This is a genomic window from Nonomuraea sp. NPDC050680 (assembly GCF_040654555.1).
GTDB lineage: Bacteria > Actinomycetota > Actinomycetes > Streptosporangiales > Streptosporangiaceae > Nonomuraea.
On the sequence record NZ_JBFAIF010000003.1, the window covers coordinates 277457 to 292890 of the forward strand.

Genomic DNA, 15434 nt, shown 5'->3' on the forward strand with positions numbered 1-15434 from the left:
GTTCTCGGCATGAAGATCTGGGTCCCTTCTGGTGCCGTTGCCGGGGTTTTGACCGATCTGCCCGGAGTGGAATGCGACGTTTATGACGGTACGGGGCCAGTTCCCGCGGGCATCGGCCAGGTGGAGGTGTGGATCCCGCCGCTGGTCACCGTTCCGGACGTGCCGGGCCTGCTGGCCGCGATGACCTCGCTGCGCCTCGTGCAGACCGTGACCGCGGGCGTGGAACCGTACCGGCCCCACATGCCGGACGGCGCGGTGCTGTGCAACGCGCGCGGCGTGCACGACGCCGGGACCGCCGAGTGGGCGGTCGGCGCGATGATCGCGGTGCTGCGGGAGTTCCCGGGGTTCGTCGACGCGCAGCGCCAGGGGGAGTGGACCTACCACCACACGGACGTGCTGGCCGACTCCACCGTGCTGATCGTGGGTTACGGCTCCATCGGCGCGGCGCTGGAGCGGCGGCTCGGCGGCTTCGATGTCGAGGTCGTCCGGGTGGCCAGGAGCGCGCGTGACGGCGTGCACCCCCTCGACGAGCTGCCCGCGCTGCTGCCGGCCGCCGACGTCGTGGTGCTGCTCGTGCCCGCCACGCCGGAGACCGCCGGGATGGTCGACGCCGGGTTCCTGGCCCGGATGAAGGACGGCGCGGTGCTGGTCAACGCGGCGCGCGGCGGCGTCGTCGACACCGACGCCCTGGTCGCCGAGCTGAAGACCGGCCGGCTGCGCGCGGCCCTGGACGTGACCGCCCCCGAACCCCTGCCGGCGGGCCATCCCCTGTGGAGCGCGCCGGGCCTGCTGATCACCCCGCACATCGCGGGCAGCACCCCCGCGTCCGGGCGGCGCCTGCTGCGCCTGATGCGCTCGCAGCTCCTCCGCTACCTGTCCGGTGAGCAGCTGAACAACGTCATCACCGACACATATTGAGAGGATTCCGGAACGTGGCTGGCCCGTGACCTTCGGTGCGTACGGTTGCCTCTAACTGAGGGTTCCTGACTCGCTGTCAAGTGAATCTTCGGGGCAATTGGTCTGTGTGGTTATCAGATCGGTGACGACATCGCCGTTGTCACCACCCGCACACCCGCAAACGCACACACTGGCGATGTGATCGACCGGACTTCGGCGATCACTGGACAGTGTTCGAGACGGGATGGGCTAACGACTGTGATCCGCTGGCGTGATCCACGGGCACCGCTGATCGCCGCGGCGGCGCTCGGTGTGGCGGGGTTCGCGGCTGCGCTCCTTGCGGGCGGCCCGGCTCTGCTCACCGGCGCGATCGCCGGACTTCTCGCGGCGCTGTTCGCCGCGGTCTCCCTGCTCGTCGCCTCGGTCAAGCTGGACGAGCACCGCTCGACCGCGATGGGAGCCCGCTGGATGGGCAGCGGCGCCATCGTCTGGGCCGCCGGAGTCGGAGTGCGTCCGATCGCCGACACCTCCAGCGTCGCGGTGAGTTTCGCGGATCTGCTCGTGCTGCTCGGCGTGGTGCTCACCGCGGGCGGCGTTCTCATCGCGGCCCGGCGCAGGCTGCCCGCCACCGTGGTGCTGCGCCACGTCACCGGCGCCTACCTGTGCGCCGCCTCGCTCTTCGTGATCGCCTGGGTGGTGGCGCTGCGGCAGGTCTACGCGGAGGCCGCCGACCCGGCGATGTTCACCTTCGCCATGCTGCCGCCGATGATCGCGCTGCTGGTGACCTGCGCCGTGGTCCCCTCCGTGATCACCAGTAGGACCGCGGCCTGGCCGCTCGGGCTCGCGGGCACCGGCGTGCTCGCCACCACCTCGGTCGCCGGGGTGGCGGCCGCGACCGCGCGCCTCACCGGCGGTGTGCCGCCGACGTGGAGCATCATGATCGCGCCCGTGGCGTTCCTGCTCCTGGCCGCCGTGCCCTGGGGGCCGCGCCCCGCCGAGCCGCAGGCCCGCGCGAGCGGCAGCGGCATCGGCAACCTGATCGCGACGGTGCCGATGGCGCTGGTCGCCGTCGCGACCTGCACGCTGCTCGTGCACCTGGTGGGCGGCCAGCCGCAGACACCGGTCACCGGCGTCGTCGTGCTCATCGCCTCGGTGGTCCTGCTCCTGCTCGTCCGGCTGTTCGTGCTCGCGGCCGCCAACATCCGGCTGCGCAGGAAGGTCTCGCTCGGCGACCGGCAGCTCAGGGAGCTGGCCGAGAGCACCGGCGACGTGGTGTTCATCTGCGACTACGACGGCCTCATGTACGAGATCGGCGCCGGGATGCAGGTGACGTACGGCTACCGCCCCGAGGATCTCGTCGGCGGGTCGATCTTCGACTACATCCACCCCGAAGACGTCCCCGGCATCCAGGCCGCGCTGAGCGCGATGGGCCTCGACGACGAGGGCGCCACGTCCGGCGCCTGCCTGATCGCCTGCCGGGTGCGCGCGGCCGACGGCACATGGCGGCCCACCGAGTCCGTCGCCACCCGCCACGTGGGCGGCGAGGACCAGTTGCTGGTGACCACCCGGGACGTGAGCGACGAGGAGGCCCTGCGCAACCAGGTCGCCCACCTGACCTTCCACGACGGCGTCACCGGGCTGCCCAACCGCTCCTACTTCGAGGAGCGCACGCGCGAGGTGCTGTCCGGCCGGATGTCCGGCCACGTGGCGGTCATCTTCCTCGATCTCGACGGGTTCACCTCGGTCAACGACTCCGTGGGCCATGCCAGCGGCGACTACCTGCTCGGGCAGGCCGCGCGCCGGCTGCGCGGGGCCGTACGCCCCGACGACACGCTCGCCCGGTGGGGCGGCGACGAGTTCGCGGTGCTGCTGGAGACCGGCGGCGAGGCGCAACTGGCGGTCGATCTGGCCGAGCGGTTGGTCAGGGCGGTCTCGCAGGAGCCGTTCCGGGTGGCCGACCGCGACGTGGCGCTGACCGCGAGCGTGGGTGTGGCCTTCGCCGAGGACGACATGCCCTCCGGCGATCTCATCCGCAACGCCGACGTGGCCATGGCCAGGGCCAAGGAGCTGGGCGGGCGCCGGGTGGAGGTGTTCGCCGCGCAGATGCACGCCGACGTGGTGCGCAGGCTGGAGCTGGCGGCCGACCTGCAGCGGGCGCTGATCGAGCACCAGTTCGCCATCGAATACCAGCCGGTCGTCGACCTGGCCACCTCCCGGGTGACCGCGGTGGAGGCGCTGGTGCGGTGGTGGCGCGGCTCGGAGTTCGTCCCACCGGACCAGTTCCTGGGCCCGGCCGAGGACACCGGCCTGATCGTGCCGCTGGGCGAGTGGATCCTGCACGAGGCATGTCGTGAGGTGGCCGCCTGGCGGGCCTCCTCCTGGGACATCGGGCTGTCGCTCAATCTGTCGGCCCGCCAGATCACCGCGCCGCGCTTCGTCGAGACGGTCGAGGAGGCGCTCGCCGAGAGCGGGCTGCCCGCCTCCGCCCTCACCCTTGAGGTGATCGAGGAGATGCTCGTCGAGGACGCCGAGGAGACGGTCAAGCGGCTGTCCGAGCTGCGCGCCCTGGGCGTACGGCTGGCCATCGACGACTTCGGCACCGGCTACGCCTCGCTGGCCTTCCTCCGGCAGCTCCCGGTCGACATGATCAAGATCGACCCGTCGTTCGTGTCCGGGTTGGGCCGGGACGAGACCCTGACCCTGCTCACCCGCACGATCGTCCGGCTCGGCCATGACCTGGGCCTCATCGTGGTGGCCGAGGGCATCGAACGTCCCGAGCAGCTCGAACTCCTGCGGGAAATGGGCTGCACCAGGGGTCAGGGTTTCCTGGTGGCACGCCCGATGGCGGCTCGCGGAGTGGACTCGCTGATGCGGACCAGTCTCACTGTTTGAGACATGTGTCCATGAAGTTGGCATCAGGCCCTCCGGTGGGGCTATGGTATGGCCATGCTTCGCAGTGAGATTCTCGTAGTACTTCGCCGGCGCGCGGGCCGATAGCGAAGCACTACCGCCTGCGCGCCGCCCCAGTACCACCTCCGGTGGATGGGGCATTTTTTATGTCCTTAAGGTGTAGCCACGCAAGGAACGAGCCGATGACCGAACGGATGACAGGTGCACAGGCCCTGGTCAGGGCGCTGGAGCACGTGGGAGTCGACACTGTGTTCGGGATCCCCGGCGGCGCCATCCTGCCCGCCTACGATCCCCTGTACGACTCGACCAAGGTCCGGCACGTGCTCGTACGGCACGAGCAGGGCGCGGGCCACGCGGCCGAGGGATACGCGCAGGCCACGGGCAAGGTCGGGGTCTGCATGGCGACCAGCGGCCCGGGTGCGACGAACCTGGTCACGCCCATCGCCGACGCCTACATGGACTCGGTGCCGATCGTGGCGATCACCGGCCAGGTGGCCAGCGGGGCGATCGGTACGGACGCCTTCCAGGAAGCCGACATCTCCGGCATCACCATGCCGATCACCAAGCACAACTTCCTGGTCACCGATCCGCATGACATCCCCCGCACGATCGTGGAGGCCTTCCACATCGCCTCCACGGGCCGTCCCGGTCCGGTGCTGGTCGACATCTCCAAGGACGCCTTGCAGGCCGACGCCACCTTCAGCTGGCCGCCGACCATGCAGCTGCCCGGCTACCGCCCGGTGACCCGCCCGCACTCCAAGCAGATCCGCGAGGCCGCGAAGCTGATCGCCGAGGCCAAGCGCCCGGTGCTCTACGTCGGCGGCGGTGTGCACAAGGCGGGCGCCGCGCCCGAGTTGCTCCGGCTGGCCGAGCTCGCCAACATCCCGGTCGTCACCACGCTGATGGCGCGCGGGACGTTCCCCGACAGTCATCCCCAGCACATGGGCATGCCGGGCATGCACGGCAGCGTCACGGCCGTCGGGGCGCTGCAGAAGGCCGACCTGCTCATCGGCCTGGGCGTGCGCTTCGACGACCGGGTGACCGGTCAGCTTTCGACGTTCGCGCCGCACGCGAAGGTCGTCCACGCCGACATCGACCCGGCGGAGATCTCCAAGAACCGTCACGCCGACGTGCCGATCGTGGGCGACTGCAAGGAGGTCATCACCGACCTGCTCGCCGCCGTCGAGGCCGCCGGGCTGCAGGGCGACTACGCCGACTGGTGGAAGCTGCTCAACGACATGAAGGAGACCTACCCTCTCGGCTACGACGAGTTCGAGGACGGGTCGCTGGCCCCCCAGTACGTCATGGAACGGCTCAGCGCCATCGCCGGGCCGGACACCTACTTCGTGGCGGGCGTGGGGCAGCACCAGATGTGGGCCTCGCAGTTCATCGACTACGAGAACCCGGGCACGTTCATCAACTCCGGCGGCCTCGGCACGATGGGCTTCGCCGTGCCGGCCGCGATGGGCGCCAAGATGGGGCAGCCGGACAGCACCGTGTGGGCCATCGACGGCGACGGCTGCTTCCAGATGACCAACCAGGAGCTCGCCACCTGCACCCTGGAGGGGGTGCCGATCAAGGTCGCGATCATCAACAACGGTAACCTGGGCATGATCCGCCAGTGGCAGACGCTCTTCTACGACCAGCGCTACTCCAACAGCGACCTCCAGACGACGCGCCGGATCCCCGACTTCGTCAAACTCGCGGAGGCCTATGGTTGTGTCGGCCTGCGATGCGAGCGCCCAGAAGACGTCGACGCGACCATCAAGAAGGCCATGGAGATCAACGACGTGCCCGTCGTGGTCGACTTCGTGGTCCACCAGGACGCGATGGTCTGGCCGATGGTCGCGGCGGGCACGAGCAACGACGACATCAAGATCGCCCGGGACATGGCGCCGACGTGGGAGAACGAAGATGAGTAGGCACACGATCTCTGTGCTTGTCGAGAACAAGCCGGGTGTTCTCGCCCGCGTGTCCGCGCTGTTCAGCAGGCGGGGCTTCAACATCGACTCGCTCGCGGTCGGGCAGACCGAGCACAACGACATCTCGCGCATGACCATCGTCGTCAGCGTCGAGGAACTCCCGCTCGAACAGGTCACCAAGCAGCTCAACAAGCTGGTGAACGTCCTCAAGATCGTCGAGCTCGACCCGACCCAGTCCGTGCAGCGCGAGCTCATGCTGGTCAAGGTCAAGGCCGACGCCGACAGCCGCTCGCATGTGCTGGAGCTCGTCCAGCTCTTCCGTGCCCGCTGCATCGACGTGGCGGCCGACGCCGTGACCATCGAGGTCACCGGCACTCCGGACAAGCTCGAGGCCTTCGTCAAGGTGCTCGAACCGTTCGGGATCAAGGAGCTCGTCCAATCGGGCATGGTGGCCATCGGCCGCGGCGCCCGTTCCATCACCGACCGGTCCCTCAGGGCACTGGACCGTACCGCCTGAAAGGTTTATGCAAGTGACCGAGATTTACTACGACGACCAGGCCGACCTCTCGATCATCCAGGGGCGTCACGTGGCCGTGCTGGGGTACGGCAGCCAGGGCCACGCCCACGCGCTCTCCCTGCGTGACTCGGGTGTCGACGTGCGCGTCGGCCTGCCTGAGGGCTCCAAGAGCCGGGAGAAGGCCGAGAACGACGGCCTGCGCGTCCTGACGCCTTCGGAGGCGGTGGAGGAGGCGAACCTGACGATGATCCTGGCGCCGGACCACATCCAGCGCCACCTGTACGCCGACCACGTCGCGCCGAACCTGGTCGAGGGCGACGCGCTGTTCTTCGGCCACGGCCTGAACATCCGCTACGGCCTCATCGAGGCTCCCGAGGGCGTCGATGTGTGCATGGTGGCGCCGAAGGGTCCGGGTCACCTGGTGCGGCGTCAGTTCGAGGCCGGGCGCGGCGTGCCGGTGCTCGTGGCGGTGGAGAAGGACGCCTCGGGCAAGGCGCTGGACCTGGCGCTGTCGTACGCCAAGGGCATCGGTGGCACCCGGGCCGGGGCGCTGCGCACCACGTTCACCGAGGAGACCGAGACCGACCTGTTCGGTGAGCAGGCCGTGCTGTGCGGCGGCGTGTCGGAGCTGATCAAGGCCGGGTTCGAGACGCTGATCGAGGCCGGCTACCAGCCCGAGGTCGCCTACTTCGAGTGCCTGCACGAGATGAAGCTCATCGTCGACCTCATGTACGAGGGCGGCATCTCGAAGATGTACTGGTCGGTGTCGGACACGGCGGAGTACGGCGGCTACACCCGTGGCCCGCGCGTCATCACCGACGAGACCCGCGCGGAGATGCGCCGGATCCTGGGCGAGATCCAGGACGGGACGTTCGCCCGGCAGCTGGTGGAGGAGTTCGACGGCGGCCAGAAGGAGTTCACGCGGCACCGCGAGGAGCTGGCCGAGAACCCGATCGAGAAGACCGGCGCCAAGCTGCGCCCGATGATGAGCTGGCTCAAGGCCTGACAAGCTCGCTTTCCGAGCCCGTGGCGCTTCGCGCCACGGGCTCGGCCTGCTTCGCCGGAAGTGACAGAGAAGAATTACGGAAGCCGTCGCTGCGACGCTTTTCGCGTAACCGAGCGAAGGCAGGTTCTTCAATGCGGAGAAAGATCATGAGTGTCGTGGTCCCAGCGGCCGCTCTGGCGATGGTGGCGACACTCGGCACCAGCGTGTCCGCGAGCGCGGATGCGGCCACGACCAAGAAGGCCCACATCATGAGCACCCACAAGACCCTCAAGGAGTGCGAGAAGGCGGGCCGCAAATACTCCGGGGACGGCGAATACTGGGACTGCATTTGGGACAGCCCGTTCTGGGCGCTCTGGGCCACGATCTAACGCAACCGCCGGTCCACCTCTCTGGGCCGGACCTTCCTTTCTGTCATGAGCGAGAGGCTTTCCGCAAGGGCGAGATATGCCGAGAGTGACTAGATCACTTGATATGTCTTGCCGCTCACCCGGCCCGCTCACCCCTGGGATGATCTTCGTGCATTGCCCCAGTGGTGAAAGGGAGTCAAGAATGCGTGTACGGACAGCGGTAGCGGGCGCGGGAATCGCGGTCCTGGCAGTCCTCGGACTCGGCCTGCCCGCTCAGGCGGCCGACTGGGTGTCCTACGGGCAGTTCCCCACCAAGAAGAAGTGTGTCGACGCAGGCCAGCAGTATGTGCGTGAGAACTTCAACGCGTACAAGTGCACCGAAATACCCGGCGCCTGGGTCCTCTGGCTCAAGTAGCCCCGCTGCTGGTCCCCGGCTCGCCGGGGGCCGGCGGTCGTCGGCGTGGCATGCTTGCGGCGGGATCGCATGGCCCTCTTGGCGGTGCGATCCCGCCGTGTGTGCCGGGAGGCCCCAGGCTCAGAGAACGGCTGCGGGCTCACTCCGCGACCACCCGCGTCAGAACACGACGCCCGCAGTGAGCAGGATGTTGGCGTACGGGGTGAACTCGCCGGAGCGGACGACCGCGCGCGCCGAGGCGGTGGCCTGCTTGAACTCGGTGTGCGGGACGAACCGCAGGGGGATGTTCAGCCGCGCGAGCCGCTCCTGGATCTCCTCCAGCAGCGCGGGACTGTGCTGCCTGATCTCCTCGGCCAGCAGGACGCCCTCCACCTGCACCTCGTCCAGGACGGCGTCGAGGACGTCCAGAAAGCGCGGCAGGTTCTCTCTGATGGCGAGGTCGACCCGCTCCACCCCCGGTGGGATGGGCAGGCCCGCGTCGGTGACGACGAGCCGGTCGGTGTGGCCGATCTCGGAGATCACCCGAGCGAGCTGGGCGTTGAGCGTTCCGCTGTTGCGTCTCATAGGGAAACTCCTTCAGGGATGAGCCTTCCTGGGGCCGTGTTGCCGGTCGGGGCTCTTTTGAAACCGTTGTCAGCTCGGTGGTGAGGGCGAGTGTCCAGGTCGGGCCCTATGCGCCCATAGGGTAGGCACATGTCGCCGCTCCGGACCCGCATGGCCGCTCGCGATCTGGGAGAGCCGCATCGGGTCTCGAGCCCGCTCGAACTGCTCTTCGATCTCACCTTCGTCGCGGCGGTGTCCCAGATCGTGGGCCGGCTCGCCCACGCCACCGAGCAGGGGCACGGCCTCGAAGCCGTCGGGCCCTTCCTCATGGTCTTCTTCGCCATCTGGTGGGCGTGGATGAACTTCACCTGGTTCGCCTCCGCGTACGACACCGACGACGTGCCGTACCGCGTCATGACGCTCCTGCAGATGGCCGGCGTGCTGGTGCTCGCGGCCGGTGTGCCCGCGGCGGTCGAGGGTGACTTCACCATCGTGACGATCGGCTACCTCGTCATGCGCGTCGGGCTCGTCAGCCTGTGGCTGCGCGCGGCGGTCGCGCACCCCGAGGGGCGGGCGACGGCTCTGCGCTACGCGATCGGCATCTCGTTCGTTCAGGTGCTCTGGGTGTCCAAGCTCGCGCTGCCGGGGGGCGGGCCGGTCTGGTTGTTCATCGCGTGCGCGCTCCTCGACCTCTCGGTGCCGCCGATCGCGGAGCGTACGGGCTCGACGAGCTGGCACCCGCACCACATCGCCGAGCGCTACGGGCTGTTCACCATCATCCTGCTCGGCGAGAGCGTCCTCGCGGCGACGAACGCGGTGCAGGGAGCGGTCGCCCACGGGCTGAGCGTCAGCCTCGTCGTCATCGCGATGGCCGGTCTGGTCATCCTTTTCGCGCTGTGGTGGATCTACTTCTCCGAGCCCGCCGGTGACGGGCTTGAGGAGCGACGGGAACAGTCCTTCATCTGGGGATATGGGCACTATTTGATATTCGCGGCGCTTGCCGCGCTCGGTGCGGGTCTCGAGGTCGCGGTGGCGTCGGCGGGGGAGGGGGAGCACCACATCGCGGCGGGTGCGCAGGCCGTGGTGGCCTCGGTCGTCATTCCGGTCGTTGTCATGCTCGTCCTGCTGTGGGTGCTGCATGCCCCTCTGGTGGGCAGGACCGTCGTGCGGCCGCAGGCGATCGGCGTGGCGGCGGTGCTCATGGTGCTCACCGTGTTCGCCGCGCCCGCCGTGGGGGTGGCCGCGGGGCTCACCGTCATCGCCGCGGTGCTCGTGCTCCTGCTCGTGACGACACTCGCGCGCGAGGGACGCCGGTCGCTTCCCGCGCCCCCGCCTTGACGCATGTCCGTGCCCCCGCCTCAGCGGATGTCCGTGCCGCAGTCTTGGCGCGTGTCCGCGCCCCAGCTTTAGCGCATGTCCCCGCCGCCTATGCCGCGCAGCAGGAGGGCGAGCCCGCCGCGGAACTCCTCGTCCGTGGTGACGTCGTGGGCGTGCCTGGCGGTCTCGGACAGGTAGGGGAGCTCGGCCCGGTCCGCGATGACCTGGGTGCCGGCTCCGGCCAGCGGTCCGAGCTGTTCGAGCTGGATCGCCCCCACCACGTACGCGAGCAGGGAGCGCAGTGCGATCACCCGCTCGCCTCCGTCCAGCCCGGCCTCGGCGAGGATGGCGGCCAACGGCTCTGACCAGCGCAATATGGCCACCGACCGGTGCCGATGGGCGATGATCAGCGGCACGAGCCACGGGTGGGAGCCCACGACGCCGCGCAGCCGCTCGACCATGATCTCGATCCGCTCGTGCCAGGGCCGGTCCTGGTCGGGCGGCACGGGGTCGACGGTGTCGAGGACGCGGTCGATGACGAGTTGTTCGAGCTCGCCGCGGTCGTCGACGTAGCGGTAGAGGCCCATGGTGCTCATGCCGATCTCCTGCGCGACCGCGCGCATCGACAGCCCGGCGAGTCCGTCGCGGTCGATGACGGCGAGCGCGGCCGTGGCCAGCTGCTCAGGAGTGAGTGAACGGGGTCGCGGCATGACAGTTGACAGCGTACGGCATACGCCTATCATCGTAAGCGTATGCCGTACGCCTATAGGGGGTTCACATGCGTGTCGTCGATGCCAGAGAGCTGAGCGCGGTGTCCGGTCAGGTGGTCGCCATCCCTGACCCGGAGCGTCTGGTGCACCTGCAGTTCCGGCGGTTCGCCGGGTGCCCGGTCTGCAACCTGCACCTGCGGTCCATCACACGCAGGCACGACGAGATCGAGGCGGCGGGCGTCCGCGAGGTCGTGGTCTTCCACTCAACCGCGGAAGAGCTGGCCGAGCACACGCCCGGACTGCCGTTCCCGGTGATCGCCGACCCGGACAAGCTGCTGTACGTCGAATTCGGCGTGGAGTCGGCGGCCCGCTCGCTGCTCGACCCGCGCGTGTGGGGGACGCTCCTGCGCGTGGTCGCCGTGACCACGTGGGGGGTCCTGCGGGGTCGCGAACGCGCCCCTGCGGCCAAGCCGCACGGCGGCCGGTTGGGCCTGCCCGCCGATTTCCTGATCGGGCGGGACGGCCAGGTGCTCGCCGCCAAGTACGGTGAGCACGCCTACGACCAGTGGTCCGTCGACGAGATCCTCGACCTGGCGGCCCATGCGCCGAGACCGGCCCAGAAGTAGCGCGGTCAAGACTGCTGCAGCCGCACCACCGTGAGCACCCCGTCGCCGACCTCATGCAGCTGTACGGCGAATCGCCCGTCCGCTGTCACCAGGTCACGAAAGGCCGCCACCTGCTCCTGATGGCTGAGCGCGTTGTCCACCGCGACGACACCCCGAGGACTGAGCACCCGCTGCAACTGCGGCCAGTAACCCACGTACGCGGGCCGTTCCGCGTCGAGCACCACCAGGTCGACCGACCCGTCCGGGCTGGCCGCCAGCACCTCCCCGCCATCAGCGTGGATCACGGTCACGTGGTCGGCCACCTCGGCCGCCGCGATGTTGGCCCGCGCCTGGGCGACCCGTGAGGCGTCGATCTCCACCGTCTCCAGGTGTCCGCCGGTGTCCCGTACGGCGTCGCCGAACCAGATCGCCGAATAGCCGTTGGACGTACCGATCTCCAGCACCCGCCGGCTCCCCTGGACACGGATCAGCAGCGCGACGAGCCCCGCCGCGCCCGGGGTCATGTTGCGCAGCCGCAGCAGGCGGTCGGCCAGGGGCGCGTCATGGTCGCGGCCCAGCTGGTAGAGGCTGTCGAGGTAGCTGGCCAAGGATGTGTTCACCTGATCTCCTTCCGTCTGACGCGAGGCCCTCGTGGATCACCAGCTTGCCTTAGTGACCGGCTGACGGAACCTCGATGAACGACGCCTCGAAGGAGTTGCGGGCGATCTGGTCCAGCTGCGTCTCCGTCATGCCCAGCTCGTCCCGCAGCGCCCGGTAGTTGTCCTCGACATAACCGCCGAAGTACGCCGGATCATCGGAGTTGACCGTCACCATCAGGCCCTCGTCCAGCATCGCGGGCAGGATGTGGTCTCGCAGCGACGTTACCGTGCGCAGCCGGACGTTCGACAGCGGGCACACCGTCAGGGGGATCCGCTCCTCCCGCAGGCGGGCGACCAGCGAGGGGTCCTCCATGGCGCGGATGCCGTGGTCCACCCGCTCCACCTTGAGCACGTCCAGGGCCTCCCAGACGTAGTCGGGGCCGCCCTCCTCGCCGGCGTGCGCGACCCGGCGCAGGCCCTCCGCGGCCGCCATGTCGAACACCCGGCGAAACAGCGCGGGCGGATGACCGACCTCCGCCGAGTCCAGCCCGACGCCGATGAAGTGGTCCCGGTACGGCAACGCGGCCCGCAAGACCTGCTCGGCCTCCTCGGCCCCCCGGTCACGCAGGAAGCACATGATCAGGGCCGCTGAGACGTCGCTGTCCTTGAGGGCGGCCGACAGCCCGCCGAACACCGCCTCCAGCGACACGCCCCTGATCAGATGCGCCTGCGGGTCGAAGAAGATCTCGGCATGCCGTACGCCCTGCGCCTGGGCCCGCCCCAGGTAGGCGGTGGCGAGGTCGTAGAAGTCCCGGTCGGTGCGGAGGACCGCCATATTCTCGTAGTAGATGTCCAGGAACGACTGGAGATCGGCGAAGTCGTAGCGCGCCCTGATGGCCTCCGCGTCGAAGGTCGGCAGGTCGATCCCGTTGCGCCTGGCCAGCTCGACGACGAGCTCGGGTTCGAGGGTGCCTTCGATGTGCAGGTGGAGTTCCGCTTTGGGACGCATGTGATCGAGTAAACCTGACAGGACACCGGCCACGGTATCGTGCGAACCTCCGAACTCTCGCCCAATGACCTGGCATAACATCAGATTCATGAGGCTGGCGGATCTGGTGGCGCGCGATGACCTGAGCCTCGTGCCGGTCACCGGACATGACGGGCTCGGCAGGGAGGTGGGGCGAGCCTATCCGACGGATCTGCCCGACCCGCGGCGCTACCTGCGCCCCGGTGACCTCGTCCTGACCAGCGGTGTCTGGTACACCCAGCCGTCCGACTGCGAGACGTTCGCCGACGCGCTGTGGACGAGCGACGCCGCCGGGTTGATCGTCGGGCTGGTCGTGCTGGGGGAGCTGCCGGAAGCGCTGGTCAAGGCGTGCGAACGCCGCCGGTTGCCGCTGCTCCTGGCCGCGCCCGACCAGTCGTTCGGCGCGATCACCGAGGTGGTGATCGAGGAGGCGTTCGCGGCCGAGCGGCGCCGGGACGAGCGGGCCCGGGCGCAGACGCTGCTCGACCTCCTGGGCACGCAGCGGATCGCGCCCGGTGAGGTGTCGGCCCACCTGCGGTTGCTCGGGGCCGATCCGGGGCTGCCGACCACGGCCATGGTGGTGGCCAGGACGGGCGGGTCGAACGACGACGACGTGCCCGCGATCATGTACGCGCTGGCCAGGAGAGGGCGCCAGCTGGTCGTCGGCGGGCGGTCCGACGAGGGGATCGTGCTGGTCAACGGCAAGGTGTCGCGCCAGGCGCTGACCGAGGAGTTGCGCGCGCTGGTGACCAACCGGCCGGGGATGCGCGTGGCGGCCGGGATCAGCGACGCGACCGCCAGCGTGTCGCAGCTCGGCGAGGCGCTGGAGACGGCGCGGCGGGGCATGGAGTCGGCCCGCTACGGCGAGGGGCCGGTGTCGGTCATGTCGGTCGCCGACGTGGACAGCCACGAACTCCTGCTGGCCCAGCTGCCCGTGAGCGTGCGGCGCTCGTTCAGGGAGCACCTGCTCGGGCCGATCATCGACTACGACGCGCGGCACGGCTCCGAGCTGCTGCGCACGCTCGACGTCTTCCTGGAGACGTGCGGCTCCTGGCAGCGGACGGCCGACGAGCTGTATGTGCACGTCAACACGTTGCGCTACCGCATGCAGCGGATCGAGGAGCTGACCGGGCGGCGGATGTCGTCGATGCGCGACCGTACGGACCTGTATCTGGCCCTCAGGTCAGCTCAGCCGTCCGAAGGGTCAGGGTAGCTCGCCCGCTGCTCAGCCATCCGAAGGGTCAGGGTAGCTCGCCCGCTGCTCAGCCATCCGAAGGGTCAGGGCAGCTCGCCCGCGACGAGACGTCCTCGTGAGACCACGGCGACGATGTTCGCCACGGCCAGGTCCGTGATCCGCTCCCATGGGCGCCCGCGCAGCACGATGAAGTCGGCCCCGAGGCCGGGCTCGATCCGGCCCACCGGCAGGCCGATCGAGTCGGCGGCGTCCGAGGTGGCCGCGCGCAGTGCCTCCGAAGCGGACATGCCCAGGATCTCGGTCATGTGGACCACCTCGGCGAGCTGGTCGCCGAACTGGACGTGGTGCCCGTTGGCATCGGTGCCCAGGACGAAGCGGACACCCAGCCGCGCCGCCTCGGCGAGCAGCACGTTGCGCGTGGCCACGAGCTCGGCGGCCTTGGCCATCGACTCCGCGGTGACCGGGACCCGGCCTTCGGCGATGGCCTCGTTGATCAGCAGGGTCGGTGCGACGGGCGTGCGGCGGGCCGCGAGCACCTCGGCGAGGTCTCTACTCAGCAGCGTGCCGTGCTCGATCGAGTCGACGCGCTCCTCGACGGCGACGCGGATGCCCTCCTCGGAGTGGGCGTGGGAGGCCACCAGCATGCCGAGCGCGTGCGCCTCGTCGACGACGGCGCTGATCTCCTCGCGCGTGTAGTTGCGCCAGCCGTTCTTGTCGCCGATCGACAGCACGCCGCCGCTGGTGGTGAGCTTGATGCCGTCCATTCCGGCGCGGGCCCAGGTGCGTACCAGCTTGCGGCATTCGTCGGGCCCGTCGGCGGTGGGCTTGCGCTGCGGGATCGCGGGCGGCACGAACAGGTCGTTGTGCCCGGCGGTCATGCCGACCACGCCGTGGACCTGGACGCGCGGGCCGGGCAGCACGCCCGCGTCGAAGGCCCGGCGCAGCGCGATCTGCGCCTCGTCGCCGGCCAGGTCGCGCAGGGTCGTCACGCCGTGGCGCATGGCCCGCTGGGCGTGGGCGACACCGTGCAGCACCTGCTCGTCGCGGGTCGTGACGAGCGGCCAGGTGGCGAAGTCGGGCATCGGGCCTGCACCGGCGTAGCCGATCAGGTGCACGTGTGTGTCGACCAGGCCGGGGAGCACGCACAGGTCGTCATACCGCTGGGTGGCGGGCCGCACGTCGCCGATCCGGTCCGGTTCCCAGCTCAGCTCGACCGGTCCGCGGAATTCGGTGCCGTCCCAAAGGGGGATTCCGTCCAGTTTCATGTCAGCGAAGACGCTACCTGACGCCCTCCGCCGCTGGAGGGATCTACGGACCTCACCGAGCGCTCTCGTAGGGACCTACAGGGCCAGAAGCGCCGGTACTGGGCTTTTCCCCATCCGGGCACTGGAGCCCATGCGAGCCCATACGATGTCCCGATTTTT

At 69.4% G+C, this 15434-nt stretch carries 15 protein-coding genes; 10 read left to right on the forward strand and 5 right to left on the reverse strand.

Features of this window, described 5'->3' with window-relative positions; all coding sequences use genetic code 11:
• The first annotated feature begins 9 nt into the window (after positions 1 to 9).
• The 7 genes from AB0H88_RS12435 to AB0H88_RS12465 all read left to right on the forward strand — a co-directional run bounded on the left by AB0H88_RS12435 (position 10) and on the right by AB0H88_RS12465 (position 8014).
• Entirely contained in the window at positions 10 to 918 is a 909-nt protein-coding gene (locus AB0H88_RS12435; RefSeq protein ID WP_357643590.1) for a 2-hydroxyacid dehydrogenase, read from the forward strand.
• A gap of 237 nt (positions 919 to 1155) precedes the next feature.
• A complete protein-coding gene (locus AB0H88_RS12440) occupies positions 1156 to 3789 on the forward strand; it encodes a GGDEF domain-containing protein (protein WP_357643592.1) in 2634 nt (877 codons plus the stop codon).
• Between the two features lie 200 nt (positions 3790 to 3989).
• On the forward strand, positions 3990 to 5729 hold the full coding sequence (locus AB0H88_RS12445) for an acetolactate synthase large subunit (RefSeq protein WP_357643594.1): 1740 nt from the start codon (positions 3990 to 3992) through the stop codon (positions 5727 to 5729).
• Positions 5722 to 6246, forward strand: a complete 525-nt coding sequence (gene ilvN / locus AB0H88_RS12450) for an acetolactate synthase small subunit (RefSeq protein WP_357643596.1) — start codon at positions 5722 to 5724, stop codon at positions 6244 to 6246. The genes AB0H88_RS12445 and ilvN overlap by 8 nt, the downstream gene beginning before the upstream one ends.
• Before the next feature lie 22 nt (positions 6247 to 6268).
• Positions 6269 to 7252, forward strand: coding sequence for a ketol-acid reductoisomerase (gene ilvC, locus AB0H88_RS12455; RefSeq protein ID WP_225292253.1), 984 nt, complete (start codon positions 6269 to 6271; stop codon positions 7250 to 7252).
• A 146-nt stretch (positions 7253 to 7398) separates the two neighbouring features.
• Positions 7399 to 7620, forward strand: a complete 222-nt coding sequence (locus AB0H88_RS12460) for a hypothetical protein (protein ID WP_357643598.1) — start codon at positions 7399 to 7401, stop codon at positions 7618 to 7620.
• A 181-nt stretch (positions 7621 to 7801) separates the two neighbouring features.
• Positions 7802 to 8014, forward strand: coding sequence for a hypothetical protein (locus AB0H88_RS12465; protein WP_357643600.1), 213 nt, complete (start codon positions 7802 to 7804; stop codon positions 8012 to 8014).
• A 159-nt stretch (positions 8015 to 8173) separates the two neighbouring features.
• On the opposite strand, the gene rbsD is transcribed toward AB0H88_RS12465, so the two are convergent.
• Positions 8174 to 8578 (reverse strand): D-ribose pyranase, encoded by a 405-nt coding sequence (gene rbsD, locus AB0H88_RS12470; RefSeq protein WP_357643602.1) that lies wholly within the window; start codon positions 8576 to 8578, stop codon positions 8174 to 8176.
• Positions 8579 to 8707: 129 nt separating this feature from the next.
• On the opposite strand from rbsD, the gene AB0H88_RS12475 reads away from it, so the two are divergent.
• On the forward strand, positions 8708 to 9895 hold the full coding sequence (locus tag AB0H88_RS12475; protein ID WP_357643604.1) for a low temperature requirement protein A: 1188 nt from the start codon (positions 8708 to 8710) through the stop codon (positions 9893 to 9895).
• A 68-nt stretch (positions 9896 to 9963) separates the two neighbouring features.
• Here the strand turns inward: AB0H88_RS12475 and AB0H88_RS12480 are convergent, their stop codons facing one another.
• Positions 9964 to 10584: a TetR/AcrR family transcriptional regulator C-terminal domain-containing protein gene (locus tag AB0H88_RS12480; protein ID WP_357643606.1), complete on the reverse strand. Its 621-nt coding sequence runs from the start codon at positions 10582 to 10584 to the stop codon at positions 9964 to 9966.
• 68 nt (positions 10585 to 10652) lie between these two features.
• On the opposite strand from AB0H88_RS12480, the gene AB0H88_RS12485 reads away from it, so the two are divergent.
• Complete coding sequence (locus tag AB0H88_RS12485) at positions 10653 to 11210, forward strand: peroxiredoxin-like family protein (RefSeq protein ID WP_357643608.1); 558 nt, start codon at positions 10653 to 10655, stop codon at positions 11208 to 11210.
• Between the two features lie 5 nt (positions 11211 to 11215).
• Here the strand turns inward: AB0H88_RS12485 and AB0H88_RS12490 are convergent, their stop codons facing one another.
• The gene (locus AB0H88_RS12490) at positions 11216 to 11809 is read right to left on the reverse strand and encodes a class I SAM-dependent methyltransferase (RefSeq protein ID WP_357643610.1); all 594 of its coding nucleotides are present in this window, start codon (positions 11807 to 11809) and stop codon (positions 11216 to 11218) included.
• Between the two features lie 49 nt (positions 11810 to 11858).
• Positions 11859 to 12797, reverse strand: coding sequence for an adenosine deaminase (locus AB0H88_RS12495; protein ID WP_357643612.1), 939 nt, complete (start codon positions 12795 to 12797; stop codon positions 11859 to 11861).
• An 88-nt stretch (positions 12798 to 12885) separates the two neighbouring features.
• On the opposite strand from AB0H88_RS12495, the gene AB0H88_RS12500 reads away from it, so the two are divergent.
• Positions 12886 to 14028, forward strand: a complete 1143-nt coding sequence (locus tag AB0H88_RS12500; RefSeq protein WP_357643614.1) for a helix-turn-helix domain-containing protein — start codon at positions 12886 to 12888, stop codon at positions 14026 to 14028.
• Between the two features lie 65 nt (positions 14029 to 14093).
• Here AB0H88_RS12500 and AB0H88_RS12505 read toward each other — a convergent pair whose 3' ends face one another.
• Positions 14094 to 15275 (reverse strand): amidohydrolase family protein, encoded by a 1182-nt coding sequence (locus tag AB0H88_RS12505; RefSeq protein WP_357643616.1) that lies wholly within the window; start codon positions 15273 to 15275, stop codon positions 14094 to 14096.
• Positions 15276 to 15434 lie beyond the last annotated feature (159 nt).

Coding starts and splice junctions, on each gene's coding strand:
- rbsD (WP_357643602.1), bottom strand. CDS start 8,578: ATGAGACGCAACAGCGGAACGCTCAACGCCCAGCTCGCTCGGGTGATC.
- AB0H88_RS12500 (WP_357643614.1), top strand. CDS start 12,886: ATGAGGCTGGCGGATCTGGTGGCGCGCGATGACCTGAGCCTCGTGCCG.
- AB0H88_RS12505 (WP_357643616.1), bottom strand. CDS start 15,275: ATGAAACTGGACGGAATCCCCCTTTGGGACGGCACCGAATTCCGCGGA.
- AB0H88_RS12495 (WP_357643612.1), bottom strand. CDS start 12,797: ATGCGTCCCAAAGCGGAACTCCACCTGCACATCGAAGGCACCCTCGAA.
- AB0H88_RS12465 (WP_357643600.1), top strand. CDS start 7,802: ATGCGTGTACGGACAGCGGTAGCGGGCGCGGGAATCGCGGTCCTGGCA.
- AB0H88_RS12475 (WP_357643604.1), top strand. CDS start 8,708: ATGTCGCCGCTCCGGACCCGCATGGCCGCTCGCGATCTGGGAGAGCCG.
- AB0H88_RS12445 (WP_357643594.1), top strand. CDS start 3,990: ATGACCGAACGGATGACAGGTGCACAGGCCCTGGTCAGGGCGCTGGAG.
- AB0H88_RS12460 (WP_357643598.1), top strand. CDS start 7,399: ATGAGTGTCGTGGTCCCAGCGGCCGCTCTGGCGATGGTGGCGACACTC.
- ilvN (WP_357643596.1), top strand. CDS start 5,722: ATGAGTAGGCACACGATCTCTGTGCTTGTCGAGAACAAGCCGGGTGTT.
- AB0H88_RS12480 (WP_357643606.1), bottom strand. CDS start 10,584: ATGCCGCGACCCCGTTCACTCACTCCTGAGCAGCTGGCCACGGCCGCG.
- AB0H88_RS12485 (WP_357643608.1), top strand. CDS start 10,653: ATGCGTGTCGTCGATGCCAGAGAGCTGAGCGCGGTGTCCGGTCAGGTG.
- AB0H88_RS12435 (WP_357643590.1), top strand. CDS start 10: ATGAAGATCTGGGTCCCTTCTGGTGCCGTTGCCGGGGTTTTGACCGAT.